Origin of the sequence: Kocuria sp. WN036, assembly GCF_002287015.1 — a bacterium.
GTDB classification, from domain to species: domain Bacteria; phylum Actinomycetota; class Actinomycetes; order Actinomycetales; family Micrococcaceae; genus Kocuria; species Kocuria rosea.
In genome coordinates this window covers 49,542-70,868 of the sequence record NZ_NSKF01000019.1, presented here as the reverse complement: position 1 = coordinate 70,868, position 21,327 = coordinate 49,542, and the positions used below count along the sequence as shown (strand labels likewise).

Here is a 21,327-nt window from a genome sequence, read left to right as displayed (position 1 = left end):
TGTGCTGGCGGGGGAGGGGTGCTGGTTCCGAGCCTAGGCGCTCGCCGGGGCCGGCGGCCCGCCGCGGTCCTCGGCGCGGTTCCCGCCGGGGCCGAGGAAGAGCCGCCGGTGCAGGGTCTCGGCCGGTCCGGGGAGGCCGCGCCGCTCCAGCAGGGCCGCGCCGAGCAGCGTGACCAGCCACACGGCGGAGCCGAGCAGCAGCGCGGCGGTGGGCGTCAGGGAGCGGCCGAGCCCCAGCGCGAACGGGGGCAGCAGCACGGTGAACAGCACGGACTGGGCGAGATAGCCGCTCATCGACCGGCGGCCGAGGGCCTGCAGCGACCACAGCGCGGGATGCTCGCGCGCCCGGAGGGCCGCGGCCCGGGGGCCCAGCACGCGGTCGCAGACCAGCGCCACGAGCAGCGCGTAGCCGATGCCCTGCGCGGCGCCGGTCACCGCGTCCAGGCCGGTGAGCACGGAACCGGCGGCCGGCGAGGGCTCGAGCCGGTCCGTGGTCAGCAGCCCGGTGCCCACGCCCGTGAGCAGCCCGAGCCCGATGCAGACCAGGGCCGTGACCAGCAGCCGGCCGCGGCGGGGCCCGGGGTCCTCGAGCACCCGGTACCGGCTCAGGGCCAGCCCGAGCAGCAGCATGGGCAGCAGGCCCAGCAGCTGGAGCGGGGCGAAGGACACCACCCCGAGCCCCTCCACGAGCCCGAGGACCAGCCGCTCCGGGACGGAGTCCGCCACCAGGCTGGGGAAGGGCGGCGTGCCGGGTGTCCGCACGGACCAGCTCGCCGCGCCGTAGAGCACCATGAGCACCGAGCCGAGGGCGGAGAGGATCACGAGGGTGCGCGTGCTCTCGGCGATCAGCACGGCGAGGAAGAGCCCGCCGAACGCGTAGGCGGTGATGATGTCCCCGGGGAAGAGCAGGCACGCGTGCAGGGCCCCGATGAGGAGCAGCCACCCGTAGCGGCGCAGCAGCAGCCGGCGCGCCAGGGGCGGCGGCGTGCCGCGGGCGGCCTCCCGCGCGGCGATCTGGCCCACGCCGTAGCCGACCAGGAACGAGAACAGGGGGAAGCCGCGGCCGTCCACGAGCATCGACATGGCCATGTTGACGACGTCGTCCGCCGTCCACGCCGCGGTGCCCGCACCGGTGCCCAGCGTCCGGTCCCGGGGACCGTCCGTGGGCCCGGCAGCCCAGATCCAGACGGTGACGTTGGCGACCGCGATGACCCAGAGCATGAGCCCCCGGGCCACGTCCGGCGCCGGGACGCGGCCCGTCGCCCGGGGGGCGTGCGGAGCCCTCACGCGGCGTCCCCGGACGGCAGGGCGCGGCGGCTCTCGAGCACGAGCGGCTCGCCGGTCACCGGGTGGACGAGGGCGATGCGGCGGGCCAGCAGCTGAAGCGGCCGGCCGGGGTCCTCGGCGCCGGCCGGCCGCACCTGCGGGTACAGGGGGTCGTGGCGCACCGGGACGCCCAGGCCGGCCAGGTGCACCCGGATCTGGTGGGTGCGCCCGGTCTCGGGCCGGAGGACGTAGCGGGCCCACGTCCCCTCCTCGTCCGCGAACGGCGGCCCGGCGCTCTCCACCTGGGTGCGGGCGTTGACGGGTCCCGGCACCTCCCGCGCCTGCAGGGACGTGCGGTCCTTGACGATGCGGGACTCGACGAGCCGCGGGAGGCGCAGCCCGGGCCGGTGCGCGGCCACGGCCTCGTACTCCTTCGCCACCGCACGCTCCTGGAAGAGGGTCTGGAACCGGCCCCGGGTGCCGGGGTCCCGCGAGAGCAGCAGCACCCCCGCGGTGCCGCGGTCGAGCCGGTGCAGCGGGGAGAGCCGGTCCTCGCGGCGGGAGCGGCGCAGCTTCACGAGCGCGCTCTGCGCCACGAAGCCGCCGCGCGGCGTGGTGGGCAGCCCGTGCGGCTTGTCGACCGCCAGCAGCCACTCGTCCTCGAACAGGACCGGCAGGTCCCCGGGCAGCTCCGGCTCCTCGGGCAGGGCGCGGTGGTACCAGACCGAGCCGCCGGGGCGGAGGGGAGCGTCGTGGGGGAGGGGCCGCCCGGCGTCGTCGACGATCCCGCCGGCCGCGAAGAGCTCCTCGAGCTCGGGCGCGGACGCGGGGAACCTGCTCAGCAGATAGCCGCGGACGGTCCCGGGGGCGTCGGCCCCGGCGGCCGGCAGCCGCACCCGGACCGGGTCCACCCCGTCCCGCAGCGGCAGGGGGGCGGTGGCGGGCCGACGTCGTCGCATGGTTCCCGATCGTGCTCCGCCCGCGCCCCGTTGTCCACTCGGCGGGCCCGCGTACCGCCGCCCCGCGGATCCTGCGAGAATGGGGGAGCACCCGCACCCGCCCGCCGACCGGAACGAGGCCCATGTCAGCCGAAGAAGTCGTCCTCCTCGACGAGGCGCACCGTCCCATCGGAACCGCGCCCAAGGCCGGGGTGCACACCACGGACACCCCCCTGCACCTGGCGGTCTCGTGCTACGTCCTCGACGACGACGGGCGGCTGCTGCTGACCCGCCGGGCGCTCGCGAAGAAGACCTGGCCCGGGGTGTGGACCAACAGCTTCTGCGGTCACCCGGGCCCCGGCGAGGGGTTCGTGGAGGCCATCGCGCGCCGCGCCGGCCAGGAGCTGGGCTTCGAGGTGACGGCGATGACGGAGGTGCTGCCCGACTTCCGCTACCGGGCGGTGGACGCCTCCGGGATCGTGGAGAACGAGTTCTGCCCCGTCTACCTGGCGCGGGCCACCGGGCGGCCCCGGCCGCTGCCCGCCGAGGTCGCGGAGGTCGCCTGGATCGCCCCGGGGGAGCTGTTCGCCGCGGCGGAGGCCGCGCCGTTCCTGCTCAGCCCGTGGCTGCTGGAGCAGATCGCGGACGACCGGCTGCGCGGGGCGCTCACGAGCCGGGCAGCGCTCCGCCCGTAGCGCTCCGCCCGGCCGGCTCCCTCCGGCTCACTCCATCCGTCCGGCCAGGCCGGCGGCCACCGTCTCGAGGGCGGCGCGCAGCGCGAGGATCGCCGGGCGGTGGGCGCTCGCCCCGCGGATCGAGGTGAACACCGTCCGCCGGGGCCCGGTCGGCAGGTCGACCAGCCGGCAGGGCGAGTCCCCGCCCGCCCACATCAGGTCCGGCATGAGCGCCACGGCGTTGCCGGACTCCACGAGCCGGGTCTGCGCCTGCAGGTCCGCCGTCGAGAACCGGACGTCCGGCTCGAAGCCCGCCCGCCGGCACAGCTGCTCGCCCCAGTGCCGCGAGGCGGCTCCCCGCGGTTCCATGACCCACGGGAGCTCGCGGGCGTCCCGCAGGGAGGCGACGGACGCGTGCTCGGGGCCCGGGGGGACGGCCAGGCGGATGGCGTCCGTGATCAGCCGCCGCCGGTCCAGGTCCGGGTGGTGGGCGGCGGCGTGGCTCGGGTACTGCTCCGCCACGACCACGTCGAACTCCCGGGCCCAGGTCTCGTAGAGGGCCCGCTCCGGCTCGGCCTGCACCATCTCGACCCGTACGTCCGGGTGCTCGCGGCGCATGGCGCCCAGCACCTCCGGCAGCAGCGCCAGGGCCGCGGACTGGAACACGGCGACCCGCACGGTGCCGGTGACCGTGCTCAGCGACGCCGCCAGGTCCGACTCGGTGCGCTCCAGGACGTCCAGCAGCTCGGTGGTGCGCGCCACCAGGATCTCCGCCTGCGGCGTGAGCTGGACCCGCCGGCCGGCCTTCGAGAGCAGGGCCACCCCCGCCTCCTTCTCCAGCGCCGAGAGCTGCTGGGAGACCGCCGAGGGGCTGAAGTTCAGGGCGGCGGCGACCTCCGCGAGGGTGCCCCGCAGCGCGAGTTCCCGCAGCAGCCGCAGCTTGCGCACGTCCAGCATTCCGCCGCCTCCCAAAGATTAGTACTGCTGATGAATCATCTGTGGAATTCTTCACTTTATCCGAATCGTCCCGGGGCGCACACTGGACGTACCGCAGTGCTTTCGACCCAACCCAGGGAGTACCACCCATGACGACGATCCCCGTCCCCCCGGCAGCGCAGGCCCCCGGCCGCCCCGCGGTGGGACGCACCCTTTCCCACGCCGCCATCCCGGCGTCGCTGCCCGAGCAGGCCGTGGCCACGGTGCGCCGCTGGCTCACCGAGGCGGAGCAGTTCCCCAGGGACGCCTCGGGGGAGCAGCTGGCGGGGGTGCTGAAGGATCCCGCCGGCCTGGACTTCACGGTGGGCTTCGTCGACGGCGTCATCCGCCCCGAGGACCTCCGGGTGGCGGCCCGCAACCTGGCCCGGCTGGCGCCGAAGGTCCCCGGCTTCCTGCCCTGGTACCTGCGCTCCGCGGTGCGCGCGGGCGGGGCCCTCGCCCCCGTGGCCCCGCAGGTCGTCATCCCCGCGGCCCGCAAGGCGCTGCGCGAGATGGTGGGCCACCTCATCGTGGACGCCAGCGAGGCCAAGCTGGGGAGGTCGATCGCGAAGATCCGCAAGGACGACGTCCGGCTCAACGTCAACCTCCTGGGCGAGGCCGTGCTCGGGGACCGCGAGGCCGCCCGGCGGCTGCAGGGCACCCACGACCTGCTGGCCCGCCCCGACGTCGACTACGTCTCCATCAAGGTCTCCTCCACCGTCGCCCCGCACTCGCCCTGGGCCTTCGACGAGGCCGTGACCGAGGTCGTCGAGAAGCTCGCCCCGCTGTACGAGCGGGCCGCCTCCTTCACCGCGCCCAAGTTCATCAACCTGGACATGGAGGAGTACAAGGACCTGGACATGACCCTCGAGGTCTTCACCCGGATCCTCGACCAGCCCCGGTTCAAGGACCTGGAGGCCGGCATCGTCCTGCAGACCTACCTGCCCGACGCCCTGGCCGCGATGATCCGCCTGCAGGAGTGGGCCGCCGCCCGCCGCGCCGCCGGCGGCGCCCCCGTGAAGGTGCGCGTGGTCAAGGGCGCGAACCTGCCGATGGAGCAGGTCGAGGCGTCCCTGCACGACTGGCCCCTGGCGACCTGGGGCACCAAGCAGGACTCGGACACCCACTACAAGCGGGTCCTCAACTACGCGCTGCAGCCCGAGCACACGGACGCCGTGCGCATCGGCGTCGCCGGGCACAACCTCTTCGACATCGCCTTCGCCTGGCTGCTGGCCACCGAGCGCGGCGTGGCCGGGGCCGTGGACTTCGAGATGCTGCTCGGCATGGCCACCGGCCAGGCCGAGGCCGTCAAGCGCGACGTCGGGTCCCTGCTGCTCTACACCCCCGTGGTGCACCCGGCCGAGTTCGACGTGGCCATCGCCTACCTGATCCGCCGGCTCGAGGAGGGCGCGTCCCGCGAGAACTTCATGTCCGCGGTCTTCGAGCTCTCCACCGACGAGGAGCTCTTCGAGCGCGAGAAGCAGCGCTTCCTCGCCTCCCTGGCCGGCCTCGACGACACCGTGCCGGCCCCCCACCGGGTCCAGGACCGCAGCCTGCCCGAGCCGCCCGCCCCGGTCGACGCGTTCACCAACACGCCGGACACCGACCCGGCCGTGGCCGCCAACCGGGACTGGGGGCGGGCGATCCTCGCCCGGGTCCCCGGCTCCCGGGCCGGCGTGGCGACCGTCACGGCCGCGGCGCTGCGCACGGAGGAGCAGCTCGACCGTGTCATCGAGGCGGCCCTCGAGGCCGGGCGCGGCTGGGCCGCGCTGAGCGGCGCCCAGCGCGCCGAGGTGCTCCACCGCGCGGGCGACGCCCTGTCCGCCCGCCGGGCCGAGCTGCTCGAGGTCGCCGCCGCCGAGGCCGGCAAGACCCTCGACCAGGCCGACCCGGAGATCAGCGAGGCGATCGACTTCGCCCACTACTACGCCGAGCGCGCCCGTGAGCTGGACGAGGTCGACGGCGCGTCCTTCGTGCCCTCCCGGCTCACCGTGGTGACCCCGCCGTGGAACTTCCCGGTGGCCATCCCGGCAGGGTCCGCGCTGGCGGCCCTCGCTGCCGGCTCCCCGGTGGTGTTCAAGCCGGCCGGCCCGACCAAGCGCTGCGGCGCCGTGGTCGCCGAGGCACTCTGGGAGGCCCTCGACGCCTCCGGGATCCCCCGCGACGTGCTCGCCCTCGTGGACCTCGAGGAGCGCGCCCTCGGCCGCCAGCTGATCTCCCACCCGGCGGTGGACCGGCTGATCCTCACCGGCGCCTACGAGACGGCGGAGCTGTTCCGCACCTTCCGCTCCGATCTGCCGCTGCTGGCCGAGACCTCGGGGAAGAACGCGCTGATCGTCACGCCCAGCGCCGACTTCGACCTCGCCGCCAAGGACGTCGCCTACTCGGCGTTCGGCCACGCCGGGCAGAAGTGCTCGGCGGCCTCCCTGGTGATCCTGGTCGGCTCCGTGGCGCAGTCCCGCCGCTTCCGCAACCAGCTCGTGGACGCCGTGACCTCCCTGACCGTCGACCACCCGACCAACCCTGCCGCGCAGATGGGCCCGCTCACCGAGCCCGCCGAGGGCAAGCTGCTCCAGGCCCTGACCACCCTCGAGGAGGGGCAGTCCTGGCTGATCGAGCCGCAGCAGCTCGACGGGACCGGCCGGTTGTGGTCCCCGGGCGTGCGCACCGGCGTGCAGCGCGGCTCCGAGTTCCACCTGGTGGAGTACTTCGGCCCGGTGCTCGGCGTGATGACCGCCGAGACCCTGGAGGAGGCCGTGGCCCTCCAGAACGAGGTGGAGTACGGCCTCACCGCCGGCCTGCACTCCCTGGACCCGGAGGACATCGGCTACTGGCTCGAGCACGTCCAGGCCGGCAACCTGTACGTCAACCGCCACATCACCGGGGCCATCGTCCAGCGCCAGCCCTTCGGCGGGTGGAAGAAGTCGGCCGTCGGCCCCGGCACCAAGGCCGGCGGGCCCAGCTACCTCATGGGCCTGGGCGAGTGGGAGCCGGCGCCGCTGCGCGGGGCCGGGCTCCCCGTGGCCGACGCGGCCGCCGTCGAGCTGCTGCAGGCCGCGCACTCGGGCACGGCGGACCTCGGGCCGGCCGAGGCGCAGGGCCTCGAGCAGGCGCTGCGCAGCGACGAGGCCGCCTGGGCCGAGGAGTTCGGCGTCGCCGAGGACGTCACCGGGCTCTACGCCGAGCGCAACGTCTTCCGCTACCTGCCCCTGCCCGTCACGGTGCGCCTGTCCGAGGGCGAGCCGCTCGCCGACCTGCTGCGCGTCGTCGCCGCCGGGCTGCGGGCGGGCTCCGCGCTGACCGTCTCCACGGCGCACGAGCTGCCCGCCCCGGTGCGCGCCGTGCTCACCGACCGCGGCGTGCCCGTGCGGGTGGAGGACGACGCCGCGTGGCTGGCCGGCGCCCCCGCCCTCGGGGGCGGGCGCGTCCGCCTCATCGGCGGGGACCGCGCGGCCCTCATCGCCGCGACGGGCTCGCGCCCGGACCTGGCCGTCTACGCCCACCCCGTCACCGGGGCCGGCCGGGTCGAGCTGCTGCCGTTCCTGCACGAGCAGGCGATCAGCATCACCGCCCACCGGTTCGGCACGCCGAACCACCTCACGGACGAGCTGGTCTAGCGGCTCTTCCGGCCACGGCCCCGGACCTCGGTCCGGGGCCGTGAATCCAGTTCGGGAAACGGTTCCGGCGCTGGACAGGAGGGGCGCCGTCCTCGATGCATCAGGACGAGGGCGGCGCCCGTGGAGCTCGACCGGCTGTGCTCCGGTGTCCCCCCACGTGCATCGCACATCGGACCCGTGAGCCGGCCGCTGCTCGCCGATGCAAGGGTACTGACATGTAAATAAATGTTCACCATTTCGTAAGGCGGCTCACAATTCCGGTACGGATCGGCTCCGACGTGCGGTGACGTCCTCCGGCAGGTCGCCGCGGCGGCCCGGGAGCGCGACCGCACGGAGGCTCAGTAGGCCGTGCGCGCGACGTTCCTGGCCCAGGCCTCGAACGGCGCGGTGCGCTCGGCAAGGGCCACCGGACGCACGGGCAGCGACCGTTCGTGCTCGGGCGTGGCGAAGTACTCGTAGAACTCGGCGTCGTCGAAGCCGCCGGCGGCCGCGTCGTGCCGGTCCGCGGCGAACCAGACGGCGTCCAGCCGGGCCCACAGCGAGGCGGACAGGCACATGGGGCACGGCTCGCAGCTGGTGTAGAGGGTCGCGCCCGAGAGGTCGAAGGTGCCCAGCTCGCGGCAGGCGGCGCGGATCGCCATGACCTCCGCGTGCGCGGTGGGGTCGTTGTCGGCCGTGACGCGGTTGACGCCGCTGAAGCGGCGGCCGTCGGCGGTGACGACGACGGCGCCGAAGGGGCCGCCGTCGACGGCGGCGTTGCCCACCGCCAGGTCGATGGCCTCCAGCAGCAGCTGCCGGGCGTCGGCGGGCGGGGTGCGGTCAGTGTCCATGCGGAACTCCCGGGGTGGGGGCAGATGCCGCCGGGGAGCGTCCCGGGCCGGGGCGGGGGGACGTGCGCCGACGGCGGCCGCTGCGTGGTCGATGGTGCGGTTCTGCCTGGTAGATGGCCCGGGGATCCGGGCCCGCCGTGGGCCTGTCCAGAGGTTACCGAGGAGTGTGCCGGACCACAACAGGTGCCCCGGCGTGCCGGCGGGGGAGGAGGGCCGGGCTCCGCGTGCCGCGCCGCCCGCGCTGTGTCACGCCGCCCCTCCCTCGGCCGATCCTCCGGCGAACCGTGGAACACTGCTGACAGCACTGCTCCCGGTTCCTCGGAGCATCAGCGGGCACGCCGTCCGGCGGGCCCACGACACCGGAAGGAGCGGCCATGGGTCGGCAGACGAGACCCTCCGGCATGCCCGAGCCCCTCCGTCTGGGGCTGCGCGCCAACGCCGCCCAGTTCACGCTTCTGGTGGCGGTCAACGCCCTGGTCGGCGGCATGGTCGGCCAGCAGCAGACCGTGCTGCCGCTGCTGGCCGCCGACGAGTTCGGGCTGACCGGCTACACCTTCATCTTCACCTACGTGGCCGCGTTCGGGATCACCAAGGCGATCGCCAACTGGTTCGCCGGCACCTTCTCCGACCGGTACGGGCGCAAGCCGGTGCTGCTGGTGGGCTGGCTGTTCGCCGTGCCGGTGCCGCTGATGCTGATCTTCGCCCCGGACTGGGGGTGGGTGGTGGCCGCCAACGTGCTGCTCGGCGTCAACCAGGGCCTGACCTGGTCCACGACCGTGGTGATGAAGATCGACCTGGTGGGCCCGGCCCAGCGCGGACTGGCCATGGGGCTCAACGAGGCCGCCGGCTACGGTGCGGTGGCCGTGACCTCCCTGCTGGCCGGGTACCTGGCCGAGCAGTACGGGCTGCGCCCGGCCCCGTTCCTGCTGGGCCTGGCCTACACCGCCCTGGCGCTGCTGCTGTCGGGGGCCTTCGTCAAGGAGACCCGCGGCCACGCGCTGCTCGACGCCGGCCGGCACACCCCGCGCGCCGACGGGATGCACGACCACCTGCACGCCGGTCTCACCGACCGCCAGATCATCGCCCAGACCAGCCTGAGGGAGCCCGCGCTGTCCTCGGCCAGCCAGGCGGGGCTGGTCAACAACCTCAACTTCGGGCTCTCCTGGGGCCTGTTCCCCCTGCTGTTCGCCACCGCGGAGCTCACCGTGTCCCAGATCGGGCTGCTCTTCGCCCTCTACCCCGGGGTGTGGGGCGTCGGGCAGCTGGTCACCGGCGCCCTGTCGGACCGGGTCGGGCGCAAGCACCTGATCACCGCCGGGATGGCCACCCAGGCCGCGGCCCTGGCCGTCATCGCCGCCGGCGACGGGTTCGGCGGCTGGGCCGCCGGGACGGTCCTGCTCGGGGCGGGCACCGCGATGGTCTACCCGACGCTGCTGGCGGTGGTGGGCGACGTCGCCCACCCCGTGTGGCGCGGCCGGGCCGTGGGCGTCTACCGGGTCTGGCGCGACCTGGGCTACGCGGTCGGGGCCGTGCTCGGGGGGATCGTGGCCGACCTGCTGGGCCTGCACGCCGCGGTCTGGGCCGCCGCCGGCATCAGCGCCGTCTCGGCCCTGGTCGTGGCGGCGCGGATGTACGAGACCCACCAGCCGGTCCCGGCCGGCCCCCGGGACTGAGTCCGCGGGACCGAGCCCGCGGGGCGGGAAGCCCTCGGGCGCTCCCCCGGCCCGGGGCCCCGGCCGGGAGAGCGACCCGGCGCCTCGAGGGCCCCGCGACCGGTCGCTAGAGTGGGGAGCGCCCACCCGCCGCACCGGGTCCGCACGCCACCGGGCCCGGGCCGGACCGTCGCCGGCGCCGTGCCGGCGACCGGAGTCCCCGAGCTCTCAGGAGGACGCCCCTCCCATGGCCGACCTGTTCGACTTCAACCACGGCGGCGCCACGCACCCCGGCGCTCGCGCCGCCGTCCACCCCGGGGCGGACTCCGGCGAGCACGTGGTGCTGTACACCGTGGTCACCGAGACGGACCGGCACATCGTCCTCGACGACGGCTTCACCTACGACAAGCGCACCGGTGTGGTCCAGGGCCCCGCGGGGCGCCCCACGCTGCAGAACCGCGTGACGGCCACCGAGGGCAGCGCGATGTTCGCCTCCTGGTCGGAGATCGCCCGGCAGCCCCGCCGCCCGGACGGACGCACGGAGGGCTCCGCCCCGCGGCGGGCCCCGGCGCGGCGCCTCGGCCCGCTGCTCCGCCGGCTCGGACGCCGGTGAGGTCTCCGGCGACCTGCGGGGCCGCACGCTGACGGCCGCCGGCACGGGCAGGCCATAGGCTGGTCGGCGGACCCGTCCACCCGTTCCCCTGAGGAGTGCACCGTGCCCCTGATCCAGCGACACCTGTTCGGCCCCGGCCCGTCCAACCCCTACCCGGAGGCCACGGCGGCGCTGGGCCACCCGCTCCTCGGCCACCTGGATCCCGCCTTCCTCGACGTCATGGACAGCGCCTGCGACGGCCTGCGCACCGTCTGGGGCACGGACAACCGGCGCACCCTGCCGCTGAGCGCCACGGGCTCCGCCGGCATGGAGGCGGCGTTCGTCAACACGGTGGAGGAGGGCGACGTCGTCGTCGTCGCCGTCAACGGGCTGTTCGGCGAGCGCATGTGCGACGTCGCGGCCCGGTGCGGCGCCGAGGTGGTGCGCGTGGACTTCCCCTACGGGGAGCCGATCGACCCGCAGCGCGTCGCGGAGGCGCACCCGTCCCCGAAGATCATCGCGGCGGTGCACGCGGAGACCTCCACGGGCGTGCGCTCCGACATCGCCGCGCTGGGGGAGCTCAAGGGCGACGCCCTGCTGCTCGTGGACGCGGTCACGTCCATCGGCGGTATCGAGCTGCGCGCGGACGACTGGGGGGTGGACCTCGGCTACGCGGGCACCCAGAAGTGCCTGGGGGTCGCCCCGGGACTGGCGCCGTTCACGATCTCGGACGCCGCGTTCGAGCGCCGGGTGCAGCACCCCCGCTCCTGGTACCTGGACCTGGGCATGCTCGGCGGCTACGTGGGCGAGGCCCAGGGCCGGGCCCGGACCTACCACCACACCGCGCCCACGGCGATGATCGCGTCCCTGGACGCCGCGCTGCGCCGGATCGCCGAGGAGGGCCTGGAGAACGTCTGGGCCCGTCACCAGGCCGCGGGCGACGCGCTCCAGGCCGGGCTGCAGGACATGGGGCTGGAGCTGTTCGCCGCCGAGGGGCACCGCCTCCCGGAGCTGACCACGGTCAAGGTGCCCGAGGGCGTCGACTCCGCCTGGGTGCGGGCCTACCTGCTGGAGCACTTCTCCGTGGAGATCGGGGCGGGCGTGAAGGAGTACGCGAACACCGTGTGGCGGATCGGCCTGATGGGCCCCAACGCCGACGCCGGGTCGGTGACCCTCGTCCTGGGCGCCCTCCAGGAGGCGCTGCGGAAGGTCCCCGCCCTGGTGTGAGCCGCTCCGCGTCCGCTCAGATGAGGTCGGTCTCGGAGCGCTCGATGCGCTCCCCGGTGCCGGGGTCCGCCACCGTGCGGCGGGTGGAGCGGCGCCGGGACGGCACGGCGGCGGTGACCCGGCCCGACGCGGAGGGTCATGTTCGGTCACGACGGCGCGGGCGCCCCGTGTCCCGCGGGGCGACCCGTGCTCCCCGGCCCGGCATCGCGCTGCTCGGGTGGCCCGGGGGCGCGGCGGGGCGGAGCGGGAAGCGTGCTGCCGAAACCGCCGCTGGCAAGGCACGATCCCCCGGCCACTGCGCCGGCGGAGCACGCACCCGGGCGGCGCGGGTCTCCCGTGCACGCCGCCCGGCGGCCGGTGCGCCCCGTGCCGGTGGCACGACCCCGGGGTGCTCCGGCACGGAGCCGCCCGCCGGGGCGCCGGGGCCTGTAGCCGGACCCGTCCGGCTCTGCTTCTATTGAGGAACGTGGGGACCTACCGAGGAGGAACATCCGATGGAAACCTGGATCTGGATCGTGCTGGCCCTGGCCGTGCTGGCCGTGGTCGTCCTGGCCGTGCTGGCCGGGAGTCGCAAGAAGAAGGAGCGCGAGGCCGTGGAGCGGCGGGAGAACCAGCAGCGCGCCGCCGAGCTGCGCGCCCGCAGCGAGGAGGAGGACCTCTCGGCCCGCGAGCGGAAGGCGGACGCGGACGCGGCCCGCGCCGAGGCCGAGAAGGCCCGGATCGAGGCCGACCGCCTCGAGCAGGACGCCCAGCGGCGCACCGAGGACGCCGAGAAGGTCCGCCAGGAGGCGGAGACCCATCGCCGGGACGCCGCCTCGCTCGTCCCGGACGGGGACGACTCCACCCCTTCTGATGCCTCCCGCGGACGCCGCGAGGACGTCACCGATCGCGCCTCCGGGACGCGCTCCGACGAGGCCCCCTGGCAGGACGGCGACGCCGGACCGGACACCCGGACCCGGCACGACGGCGACACCCTGCACGGGGACACCCTGCACGACGGCAGCGCCCGCCCCGACGGCGACCCCGGCCCCGGGGACCGGCCGCGCACCTGAGCCCCGGCTCGGACGCGGCGGTCGTCGAGCCGCGGAGAGCGAGCGGGGCCGGTGCGGGATCCCGCACCAGCCCCGCTCATTCTCCGCGGTCACTTCTCCCAGGGAGCCTTGATGGGGTAGTAGCGCTCCAGGAACTCCGTCATCCGCTCCGCGCGCTCGGGACCGGGCACCTCCGGGAAGCTGCCGTCGTTGAGGCAGAACATGTCGAGGTTGCGGCGGCCGAGCAGCTTCTCCATCTGCTGCAGCCCGGCGCGCGTGGTGGTGTCCACGTACTCCGTGCGGGCCGTCTCCTGGGTCACGGCCCGGCCGGTCAGCAGCGCGTAGTAGTGGTAGAGCGAGTTCGTCACCGAGATGTTGTCCGCCGCGCGGAAGCGGCTGGACGCGGTGCGGGCGAACTCCGCCGGGAACTCCCGCTCCATCTCGGCCACCACGCTGCGCCGCAGGGGCGCGGCGCAGTGCTGCAGGTGGCGGGTGGTGATCCGGCCGAAGCGCTCCCACAGGAGCCGGCGGTTGACGCGGGCGGCGTTCTCGAAGCCGGAGCGCTCGGCGGAGTTCTCGCCCAGGCCGATGCGGGTCTCGTTCTCCACGAACTTCGTGATCCCGCCCGGGGAGAAGAACAGCGCCGGGCCGATCGGGCGGCCGAAGAACATGTCGTCGTTGGAGTACAGGTAGTGCTCCGAGAGCCCCTCGATGTGGTGCAGCTGCGCCTCCACCGCCTGGGAGTTGTAGATCGGCAGGGCCGAGGTGTCCGCGAAGAACTCCTCGCTGCGCACGACCCGCACGCGCGGGTGCTCGGCCAGCCACGCCGGCGGCCGGGAGTCGGTGGCGATGTAGATGTTGCGCACCCAGGGGGCGAACATGTGCACCGAGCGCAGGGCGTACTTCAGCTCGTCGACCTGCCGGAAGCGGGCCTCGTGCGCGTCGCCCTCGCCCACCACGGCGTCGGCCATGTACGAGGCCCGGACCCGGCGGTACTCCTCGTCGGAGCCGTCCACCCACGAGAAGATCATGTCGACCGCGAAGTCGATGTCGATGGCGTGGTCGGCGAACATGTTCTCGATCGTGGGCCAGGTGAGGCCGAAGCGCTCCACGGTGCCGCGCACGGCCTCGGCCACCGGGACGGTGCGCCGGGTCAGCGAGTTCTCGATGGGAAGCCGGATCTCGTCCTCGCCGAACTCCCACAGCTCCACCTGCACCCCGGTGCCGGCGCCGTAGTAGAGCCTGGCCTCCGCGGAGTAGTGGGGCCGGAACAGCCGCAGGACCCGCGCGTTGCGGCGCGAGGACAGCTCGCCGTCGGCCAGCAGCTGCACGGTCTTCTTCTTGGTGTCCATCGGCTTGACGTAGTACGGCTCGCCCACGGCCGCGTCCACCAGGGCCTGCCGGAGCCGGGGACGGTCCTTGAGGTCCACGGCGATGACGGGGCGCTCGTCGTTGCCCCGCACCAGCAGGTAGTCGACGCCCGCCGAGTCCAGGACCCCGCGCAGGAAGAGCAGGTTCTGGACCATGACGTCGTGCGGGGTCTGGTCCGTGATCCGCAGCGCGAAGCGGTCCTTGTAGCGGACCACGTCCTCGCGCTGGTCCAGGGCCGCGGCAGAGGCACGGGAAGCGGAGCGGAACACCTCGCCGTCCGTGCCGTCCTCGGGTGCCGCGAAGTACTCTGCGCCGAGCAGGGTCGTGTTGATGGTGCCTCCTCATGGTGTCGGGCCGCTGGGGCGGCGATCTCATGATAAGCCGCGACGGCCGGACTCAGGAGGGGAGGGGCTGGCAGCGCTCGCAGAACCACACCGCCCGGTCCCGCGGCGGCCCGGGGTACGGCTCGCCGGGCACGAGCTCGGCGTCGTCGATCCGCGCCTCCCGGACCGGGGCCCCGCACCGGCGGCACGGCTGCCGGCCGCGGCCGTAGACCCAGAACTGCTCGCCGCGGCGGGCCGGGCCCCCCACCGTGGAGCGCTGCGAGCGGTCCCGGTTGACGTGCAGCAGCCGGTGGGAGAGGTCCACGACCGCGCCGAGGTCCGGGACCTCGGCCACCGGGGTGAAGGGGTGCAGCCGCTGGAGGAACAGGATCTCGTTGCGGTAGACGTTGCCGATGCCGGCGAGGTTGCGCTGGTCCATCAGCGCGGCCCCCACCCGCCGGAGCGGGTGGCGGGCGAGCCGGGCCAGGGCCTCCGCCCGGTCCCAGTCGGGGCCCAGCAGGTCCGGGCCGAGGTGGCCCACGAGCTCGTCCTCGTCGGCGGTGGCCACGAGGTCCAGCATGCCGAGGTCGAAGCCGACGGCCTGCGCGGCCGCGTTCTCGAGCACCGCCCGCGCCTGGTGGCCGGGGCGCCGCCACCGGGCGCCCCGCGGGTAGACGTGCCACATGCCCTCCATGAGCAGGTGGGAGTGCAGGGTGAGCGGGGGCAGGCCGTCGGGCCCGCCGTCGGTGCGGACCAGCAGGTGCTTGCCCCGCGGCACCACCTCGGTCACGGTGCGCCCCGAGAGGTCCGCGGTGGCGATCGACGGGAACCGGAGGTCGCTGCGGGTCAGGATCCTCCCGGCCAGGGCGCGGCGCAGCAGGACGGCCTGGCGGTAGACGGTGTCACCCTCGGGCACGGCCGCCCCCGGTGCTCGGGTCCGCGCTCATCGGCGCATCCTCAGGCCGCGCGGCGTCGAGTAGAACCCGCCGGCCAGCAGGGACTCCCGCACCGCGGTCTCGACGGGGCCGTGCCCCAGGACCCCGGCGCCGTTGACCTTCTCGACGGTCAGCTTGTCCACCGCGCCCCGGCGGACGGTCTCGGCCACGGCGGGTCCGGCGGCGGCCAGGGCGGCCGCGTCGTCGGTGAACGCGAGCACGGTCCGCCCGCCGCGCTCCACGTACAGGGCCAGGGCGCCGTCCACGAGCACGACGACGGCGCCCGCCTTGCGCCCGGGCCGGTGCCGCCCCGCGGGCGCGTCCCCGCCGTCCGGGGCGGGCACGGACACGGGCTCCGGCCACTCGAGGGCCGCCCCGTAGGGGTTGGCGGGGTCGGTCGCGGCGAGCGCCAGCGCCACGGGCTCCTCGGCGCGGACCTGGTCGTCGGTGCTGAACGTGCGCAGGTGGTCCACCGTGGCGGCCTGCGCGAACTGGGCGGCGCCCAGGCCCTCGATGAAGTAGCCGCGGCGGGCCCGGCCCGTGTCCTCGAGCGTGGAGAGCACCTTGTAGACGGTGGCGAAGCCGCCGGAGAGCTCCTCGACCGCCACGGGGCCCTTGGTCACCACGCCGTAGCGGTCCATGAGCAGCTCCGCGGTGGCCGACGCCCGCAGCGTGGGGTCGAGGGGCTCGGGGCGCAGCATCGACCAGCGCCCGGCCACGAGCGGGGAGTCGTGGCGCTCCAGGGTGGCCGCCCGCGCCGGGGCGCGCAGCGCCCCGCCGATCCCCGGGCGGGAGGCCGCGCCGGGCCGCAGCCGGGCGGCGCCCCGGCGGGACGTGGTGCGTCCCCGCGGGGCCTGGGCCCGGTGCCGGTGGGCGGCCTGCCCGCCGGAGAGCAGGGAGCGCACGGGCAGGAAGGTGTCGTTGGTGACCAGCCCGGACCAGACGAGGTTCCACAGCGCGGTGGTCAGCGCCGGGGCGGGAACCGGGTCCCCGGCGGCGTCGAGCAGGCCCAGCAGCTGCGGGAAGAACCACGCGCCGCCGGGGGCCAGGACGTCGAGGACCCGCCGCTCCAGCGTGGAGTCCAGGGCCGCCGCCGCGACCTCGAGGGTCTCGGCCGGGGGCAGGGTGAGCTGGGCCGCCTCGCTCAGGTGCAGCGACACCCACCCGTCGTCGCCCGCCAGGGACCCGGCCCCGGACCACAGGATCTCCCCGGTGGCGGTCAGCTCGTCCAGCAGCTCGGGCCGGTAGTCCGCCACCCGGGCGGCGAGCACCAGCGGCTCCCAGGCCGAGGCGGGGACGGCGACGCCCGCGAGCTGGTCCACCACCGTCAGCACCCCGTCCTCGCCGCGCAGCTGGTGGCCCCGGCCCACGTGCTGCCAGGCCGGCAGGAACCGGGCGTAGACCTGCCCGGAGACGGGCTCCACGTCCCGGCGCAGCGCGGCCAGCGAGCGGCGCCGGATCCGGCGCAGCACCTCGGACTCGCACCACTCGGAGGCCGCCGGGCCGGCCCCGCCGCCGTCGGGGCGCACCGGCCGGAACTCGCCCTCGACCACGCGCCGGTCCGCGGCCAGCCGCTCCAGCGTGGTGCGCACCACGGCCGTGCCCAGCCCGAGCCGCGCCGCGGCCTCGTCCACGGTGAAGGGCCCGTGGGTGCGGGCGTAGCGGGAGACGAGGTCGGCCAGCGGGTCCTCGACCGGTTCCACGAAGGCCAGCGGCACCCCCATGGGCAGGGGCACGCCGAGCGCGTCGCGCAGCCGGGAGGCGTCCTCGATCGCGGCCCAGTGCTCGACGCCGCGCAGGTGCACGCGCAGGGCGCGGTTGGCGGTCACGAGCTGCTCGAGCCACCCGGCGGCGACGTCCTCGGGGCACGCGGACTCCGGGTCCCCGGGGTCCTGGAGCCGGCGGACGGCCTCGGCGGTGGTGAGCGGGCCGAGCAGGCGCAGCAGGTCGGCCGCGCCCTCGACCCCGCGCAGCCGCCGGTCCGGGGCCAGTCGCTGCAGCTCCGCCTCCGTGCGCTCGATGACGTCGGGGTCCAGCAGCTCCCGCAGCTCGGCGCGGCCCAGGAGCTCGTTGAGCAGGGCGGCGTCGAGGGACAGGACGGCCGCCTTGCGCTCCGCCAGCGGGGAGTCGCCCTCGTAGAGGAACTGGGCCACGTAGCCGAAGAGCAGGGTCCGGGCGAAGGGCGAGGGCTGCTCCGTGGTGGTCTCGACCACCCGGATCGCGCGCCGCTCGACCGCCCGGTGCAGCTCCTTGAGCGCGGGCAGGTCGTAGACGTCCTGGAGGCACTCGCGGATCGTCTCGAGGATGATCGGGAACTGCGGGTACTTCCGGGCGACGTCCAGCAGCTGCGCCGAGCGCTGGCGCTGCTGCCACAGCGGGGAGCGCCGGCCGGGGTCGCGCCGGGGCAGCAGCAGGGCCCGGGCGGCGCACTCCCGGAACCGGGAGGCGAACAGCGCGGAGCCGCCCACCTCCTCGGTGACGATCTGGTCGAGCTCGTCGGCGTCGAAGAGGAACAGCTCCGCGCCCGGGGGCTCGTCCTCCATGGCCGGCACGCGCAGCACGATCCCGTCGTCGGCGGCCTGCGCGGAGCCGTCGAGGCCGTACCGCTCGTGCAGCCGGGCCCCCACGGCCAGCGCCCACGGGGCGTGCACGGGCATCCCGAACGGGGAGTGCAGCACCACGCGCCAGTCCCCGAGCTCGTCGTGGAAGCGTTCGACGACGAACAGCCGGTCCGACGGGACCTGCCCCACGGCCTCCTTCTGCTCGCCCACGTAGGCCAGCAGGTTGTCGGCGGCCCACTCGTCGAGACCGGCCGCGCGCAGCCGGGCGCGGGCGTCCTCCGCGGAGGCCCCGGCGATCTCGCGGTTGAACCGGCCCACCGCGCGGCCCAGCTCCACGGGCCGGCCGGGGCCGTCGCCGTGCCAGAACGGGAGCTTGCCCGGCACGCCGGGGGCGGGGGAGACGATGACGCGGTCGTGGGTGATCTCCTCGATCCGCCAGCTCGAGGCGCCCAGGGCGATCACGTCCCCCACGCGGGACTCGTAGACCATCTCCTCGTCGAGCTCGCCCACCCGCCGGGAGTTCTTCCCGTCCTGCTCGCCCACGAGGTAGACCGCGAACAGGCCGCGGTCCGGGATCGTGCCGCCGGAGGTCACGGCCAGGCGCTGCGCCCCGGGCCGGCCCTCGATGGTGCCGGTCTCCCGGTCCCACACGATCCGCGGGCGCAGCTCGGCGAACTCGTCGGACGGGTAGCGGCCCGCGAGCAGGTCCAGGGTCGCGTCGTAGGCGGAGCGGGGCAGGGTCAGGAACGGGCAGGACCGGCGGACGGTGTCGAACCACTCCTCGACGTCGATCGGCCCCAGCGCGGTCGCCGCGACCGTCTGCTGGGCCAGGACGTCCAGGGGGTTGAGCGGGACCGCGAGCGGCTCGATCCGTCCCTGCAGCATCCGCTCCACCGTGACGGCGGCGTCCAGTAGGTCCCCGCGGTGCTTCGGGTAGAACCAGCCGCGCGAGACCTCGCCCACCTGGTGGCCGGCGCGGCCCACGCGCTGGAGGCCCGAGGCCGCCGAGGGCGGGGCCTCGATCTGGACCACCAGGTCCACCGCACCCATGTCGATGCCCAGCTCCAGGGAGGAGGTGGCCACCACGCAGCGCAGCCGTCCGGTCTTGAGGTCGTCCTCGATCACCGCCCGCTGGTCCTTCGAGACCGACCCGTGGTGGGCGCGGGCCAGCACCGGCGCCGCGCCCTCGTAGCGGCCGGTCTGCCGGCGCAGGTCCGCGGGCTCGGGGGCGGCGGGCCCGCGGGCCGCGGCCGGCTCCTGCCCGGCGAGGGCGGAGCGCAGCACGTCCCCGACCTGCTGGGGCGCGGAGCCGGCAGGGGGCCCCGGCGCCCCGTCGTCGCCCGGACCGGCGCCGTCCGCGGGGGCGCCGTCCCGGGGCCCGTCGTGCGGGTCCGCGTGCTCCACGCGGAACGCGTAGATCTCGTTGAGCCGCGCGGTGAGCTTCTCGGCGAGGCCGCGGGAGTTGGCGAACACGATGGTCGACCGGTTCTCGAGCACCAGGTCCACGACCCGCTCCTCGACGTGCGGCCAGATCGACGCCGTGGTCGTGGGGGCGAGGGCGTCGAGGTCGTCGTCCCCGAAGGCCGAGCCGGCCAGGGACGGCGAGGCGCTCGGCCCGCCCAGCACGGTCATGTCCGGGATGGGCACCGAGACGGTGAGGTCCCACGTCTTCTCCGTGCGCGGCGCGACGACGGTGACCGGCTCCCGGCCGCCCAGGAACCGGGCGACCGTCTCGATCGGCTCGACGGTCGCGGACAGCCCGATGCGCTGCACCGGCTGCTCCAGCAGGGCGTCCAGCCGTTCGAGCGTGAGCGCCAGGTGCGCGCCCCGCTTGGTGCCGGCCACGGCGTGCACCTCGTCCACGATGACCGTCTGCACGTCCGTGAGGGTCTCCCGCGCCTTGGAGGTCAGCATCAGGTACAGCGACTCGGGGGTGGTGATGAGGATGTCCGGGGGGTTCGTGAGCAGGGCCCGGCGGATCGCCTGCGGTGTGTCCCCGGAGCGGACGCCCACGCTGATCTCCGGCGGCTCGATCCCGGCGTGCCGGGCCGTCTGCGAGATGCCGATCAGGGGGGCCCGCAGGTTGCGCTCCACGTCCACGCCCAGGGCCTTGAGCGGGGAGATGTAGAGGACGCGGGTCCCGCGCCGCTCGCCCGCGGTGCTCGCGGAGCGGGCCTTGGCCCGCAGGGTCCCGCCGGGGGCCGGGGCGCCGCCCGCAGGGCCGGGGGCGGGCCCGGCGCCCGGCGTCCCGGCGCCGGGCGCGGCCTCCGCCACGAACCGGTCCAGGGCCCACAGGAACGCGGCCAGGGTCTTGCCCGAGCCGGTGGGCGCCACGATCAGGGCGTGGCGCCGCGCGGCGATGGCCCGCCACGCGCCCTCCTGGGCGGCGGTGGGCGCGGCGAACGCACCCGAGAACCAGGCCCGGGTGTGCTCGGTGAACAGGCTCAGGGCTGGTTCAGGCGCCAAAGCCCTGGATCTCGAGCTGGTGGATCCGCGGATCGCCGCAGGCCTCCACGGGGAAGGGGATCACGACGGACTCCGTGTTCTCGGGCGGGTAGACGCGCAGACCGGTGGCGGTCCGGGCGTCGCAGGTCGGGTGGTTGCCGGCCTGGCTGATGCGCAGGCCGGCGGTGACGGACTCCCCGGGTGCCAGGACCTGCCCGGTGCCGGGGACGGTGGCGTCCCGCAGGGCCGGGGAGCCGATCATCGTGCCGTCGGCGTCGACGAAGGACACCCCGGCGTAGCCGGCGAGCGTGCACGGGTCCTCGCCCGCGTTGGTGAGGACGACGTCCACGTGGACGGAGCCGGCGGCGCCGCCCACGGGGGCGGCCGCGACCTCGAGCCGGGAGGTGGTGCACAGGGGCGAGCCGCCGGTGCGGGTGCCCGCGGTGCCGCCGCGGGCGGCCGTGCCGTCGCCCTCCGCGCCGGGGGCACCGCCGTCCGTCCGCTCCGCCGCCTCGTCCGGCCCGTCGTCGTCGGCCCTGTCGTCGTCCGTCCGGTCCGCCGCCGGCCCGTCCGCGGCGGGCTCCGCCGCCGGGTTCTCCGCCGACGGGTCCTCCGCCGGACCGGCGGTGCCCTGCCCGCCGGCCCGGTCCTCGGCCGGGGCCGTGGTGTCCTCCGTCCCGGTGGCCGGGGCGGTCTCCGGGGTCGCCGCCGAGGTCGGGGCCGGCCCGCTCTCGGCGGGGGCGCCGGCGGTGCCGGTCTGCTCCGGCTCCTCGCCCGCGCAGGCGGTGAGGAGCAGGGCTGCGGCGAGGGCGAGGGCTCCCAGGACGGGGCGGGGGGCGGGGGAGAGCGAAGACACGGGGGGATATCCTCCTCGGACGGACGTCGTGGCG

At 75.5% G+C, this 21,327-nt stretch carries 14 protein-coding genes; 6 read left to right on the top strand and 8 right to left on the bottom strand.

What is annotated here, in order from left to right:
* Positions 1-33: 33 nt before the first annotated feature.
* Positions 34-1,287, bottom strand: coding sequence for a DUF418 domain-containing protein (locus CK505_RS12635; protein WP_095651284.1), 1,254 nt, complete (start codon positions 1,285-1,287; stop codon positions 34-36).
* A complete protein-coding gene (locus CK505_RS12630; RefSeq protein WP_043739122.1) occupies positions 1,284-2,225 on the bottom strand; it encodes a pseudouridine synthase in 942 nt (313 codons plus the stop codon). The genes CK505_RS12635 and CK505_RS12630 overlap by 4 nt, the downstream gene beginning before the upstream one ends.
* A 122-nt stretch (positions 2,226-2,347) precedes the next feature.
* On the opposite strand from CK505_RS12630, the gene idi reads away from it, so the two are divergent.
* On the top strand, positions 2,348-2,899 hold the full coding sequence (gene idi, locus CK505_RS12625) for an isopentenyl-diphosphate Delta-isomerase (RefSeq protein WP_095651283.1): 552 nt from the start codon (positions 2,348-2,350) through the stop codon (positions 2,897-2,899).
* Between the two features lie 27 nt (positions 2,900-2,926).
* On the opposite strand, the gene CK505_RS12620 is transcribed toward idi, so the two are convergent.
* The gene (locus CK505_RS12620) at positions 2,927-3,835 is read right to left on the bottom strand and encodes a LysR substrate-binding domain-containing protein (protein WP_035927786.1); all 909 of its coding nucleotides are present in this window, start codon (positions 3,833-3,835) and stop codon (positions 2,927-2,929) included.
* Positions 3,836-3,963: 128 nt separating this feature from the next.
* Here CK505_RS12620 and CK505_RS12615 point away from each other — a divergent pair, with 128 nt between their 5' ends.
* The gene (locus CK505_RS12615; protein ID WP_232035250.1) at positions 3,964-7,470 is read left to right on the top strand and encodes a bifunctional proline dehydrogenase/L-glutamate gamma-semialdehyde dehydrogenase; all 3,507 of its coding nucleotides are present in this window, start codon (positions 3,964-3,966) and stop codon (positions 7,468-7,470) included.
* A 338-nt stretch (positions 7,471-7,808) separates the two neighbouring features.
* Here CK505_RS12615 and CK505_RS12610 read toward each other — a convergent pair whose 3' ends face one another.
* On the bottom strand, positions 7,809-8,300 hold the full coding sequence (locus tag CK505_RS12610; RefSeq protein WP_017833907.1) for a nucleoside deaminase: 492 nt from the start codon (positions 8,298-8,300) through the stop codon (positions 7,809-7,811).
* Positions 8,301-8,701: 401 nt separating this feature from the next.
* On the opposite strand from CK505_RS12610, the gene CK505_RS12605 reads away from it, so the two are divergent.
* The 4 genes from CK505_RS12605 (at position 8,702) to CK505_RS12590 (ending at position 12,823) form a co-directional block, all read left to right on the top strand.
* Complete coding sequence (locus tag CK505_RS12605; protein ID WP_232035251.1) at positions 8,702-9,973, top strand: MFS transporter; 1,272 nt, start codon at positions 8,702-8,704, stop codon at positions 9,971-9,973.
* Between the two features lie 226 nt (positions 9,974-10,199).
* The gene (locus CK505_RS12600) at positions 10,200-10,565 is read left to right on the top strand and encodes a hypothetical protein (RefSeq protein WP_017833909.1); all 366 of its coding nucleotides are present in this window, start codon (positions 10,200-10,202) and stop codon (positions 10,563-10,565) included.
* A gap of 102 nt (positions 10,566-10,667) precedes the next feature.
* Complete coding sequence (locus CK505_RS12595; protein WP_017833910.1) at positions 10,668-11,771, top strand: alanine--glyoxylate aminotransferase family protein; 1,104 nt, start codon at positions 10,668-10,670, stop codon at positions 11,769-11,771.
* A gap of 494 nt (positions 11,772-12,265) precedes the next feature.
* Positions 12,266-12,823, top strand: a complete 558-nt coding sequence (locus tag CK505_RS12590; protein ID WP_095651281.1) for a hypothetical protein — start codon at positions 12,266-12,268, stop codon at positions 12,821-12,823.
* Between the two features lie 89 nt (positions 12,824-12,912).
* Here the strand turns inward: CK505_RS12590 and CK505_RS12585 are convergent, their stop codons facing one another.
* The 4 genes from CK505_RS12585 to CK505_RS12570 all read right to left on the bottom strand — a co-directional run bounded on the left by CK505_RS12585 (position 12,913) and on the right by CK505_RS12570 (position 21,293).
* Positions 12,913-14,442, bottom strand: a complete 1,530-nt coding sequence (locus tag CK505_RS12585; protein WP_017833913.1) for a stealth conserved region 3 domain-containing protein — start codon at positions 14,440-14,442, stop codon at positions 12,913-12,915.
* A gap of 127 nt (positions 14,443-14,569) precedes the next feature.
* Positions 14,570-15,412 carry a DNA-formamidopyrimidine glycosylase family protein gene (locus CK505_RS12580; protein ID WP_017833914.1) on the bottom strand — a complete coding sequence of 281 codons (843 nt, stop codon included), beginning with the start codon at positions 15,410-15,412 and terminating at the stop codon, positions 14,570-14,572.
* Positions 15,413-15,439: 27 nt separating this feature from the next.
* The gene (locus CK505_RS12575; RefSeq protein WP_095651280.1) at positions 15,440-20,458 is read right to left on the bottom strand and encodes a DEAD/DEAH box helicase; all 5,019 of its coding nucleotides are present in this window, start codon (positions 20,456-20,458) and stop codon (positions 15,440-15,442) included.
* Positions 20,448-21,293 (bottom strand): DUF4232 domain-containing protein, encoded by an 846-nt coding sequence (locus tag CK505_RS12570; RefSeq protein WP_095651279.1) that lies wholly within the window; start codon positions 21,291-21,293, stop codon positions 20,448-20,450. Before CK505_RS12570 ends, CK505_RS12575 begins: the two co-directional genes overlap by 11 nt.
* Positions 21,294-21,327 lie beyond the last annotated feature (34 nt).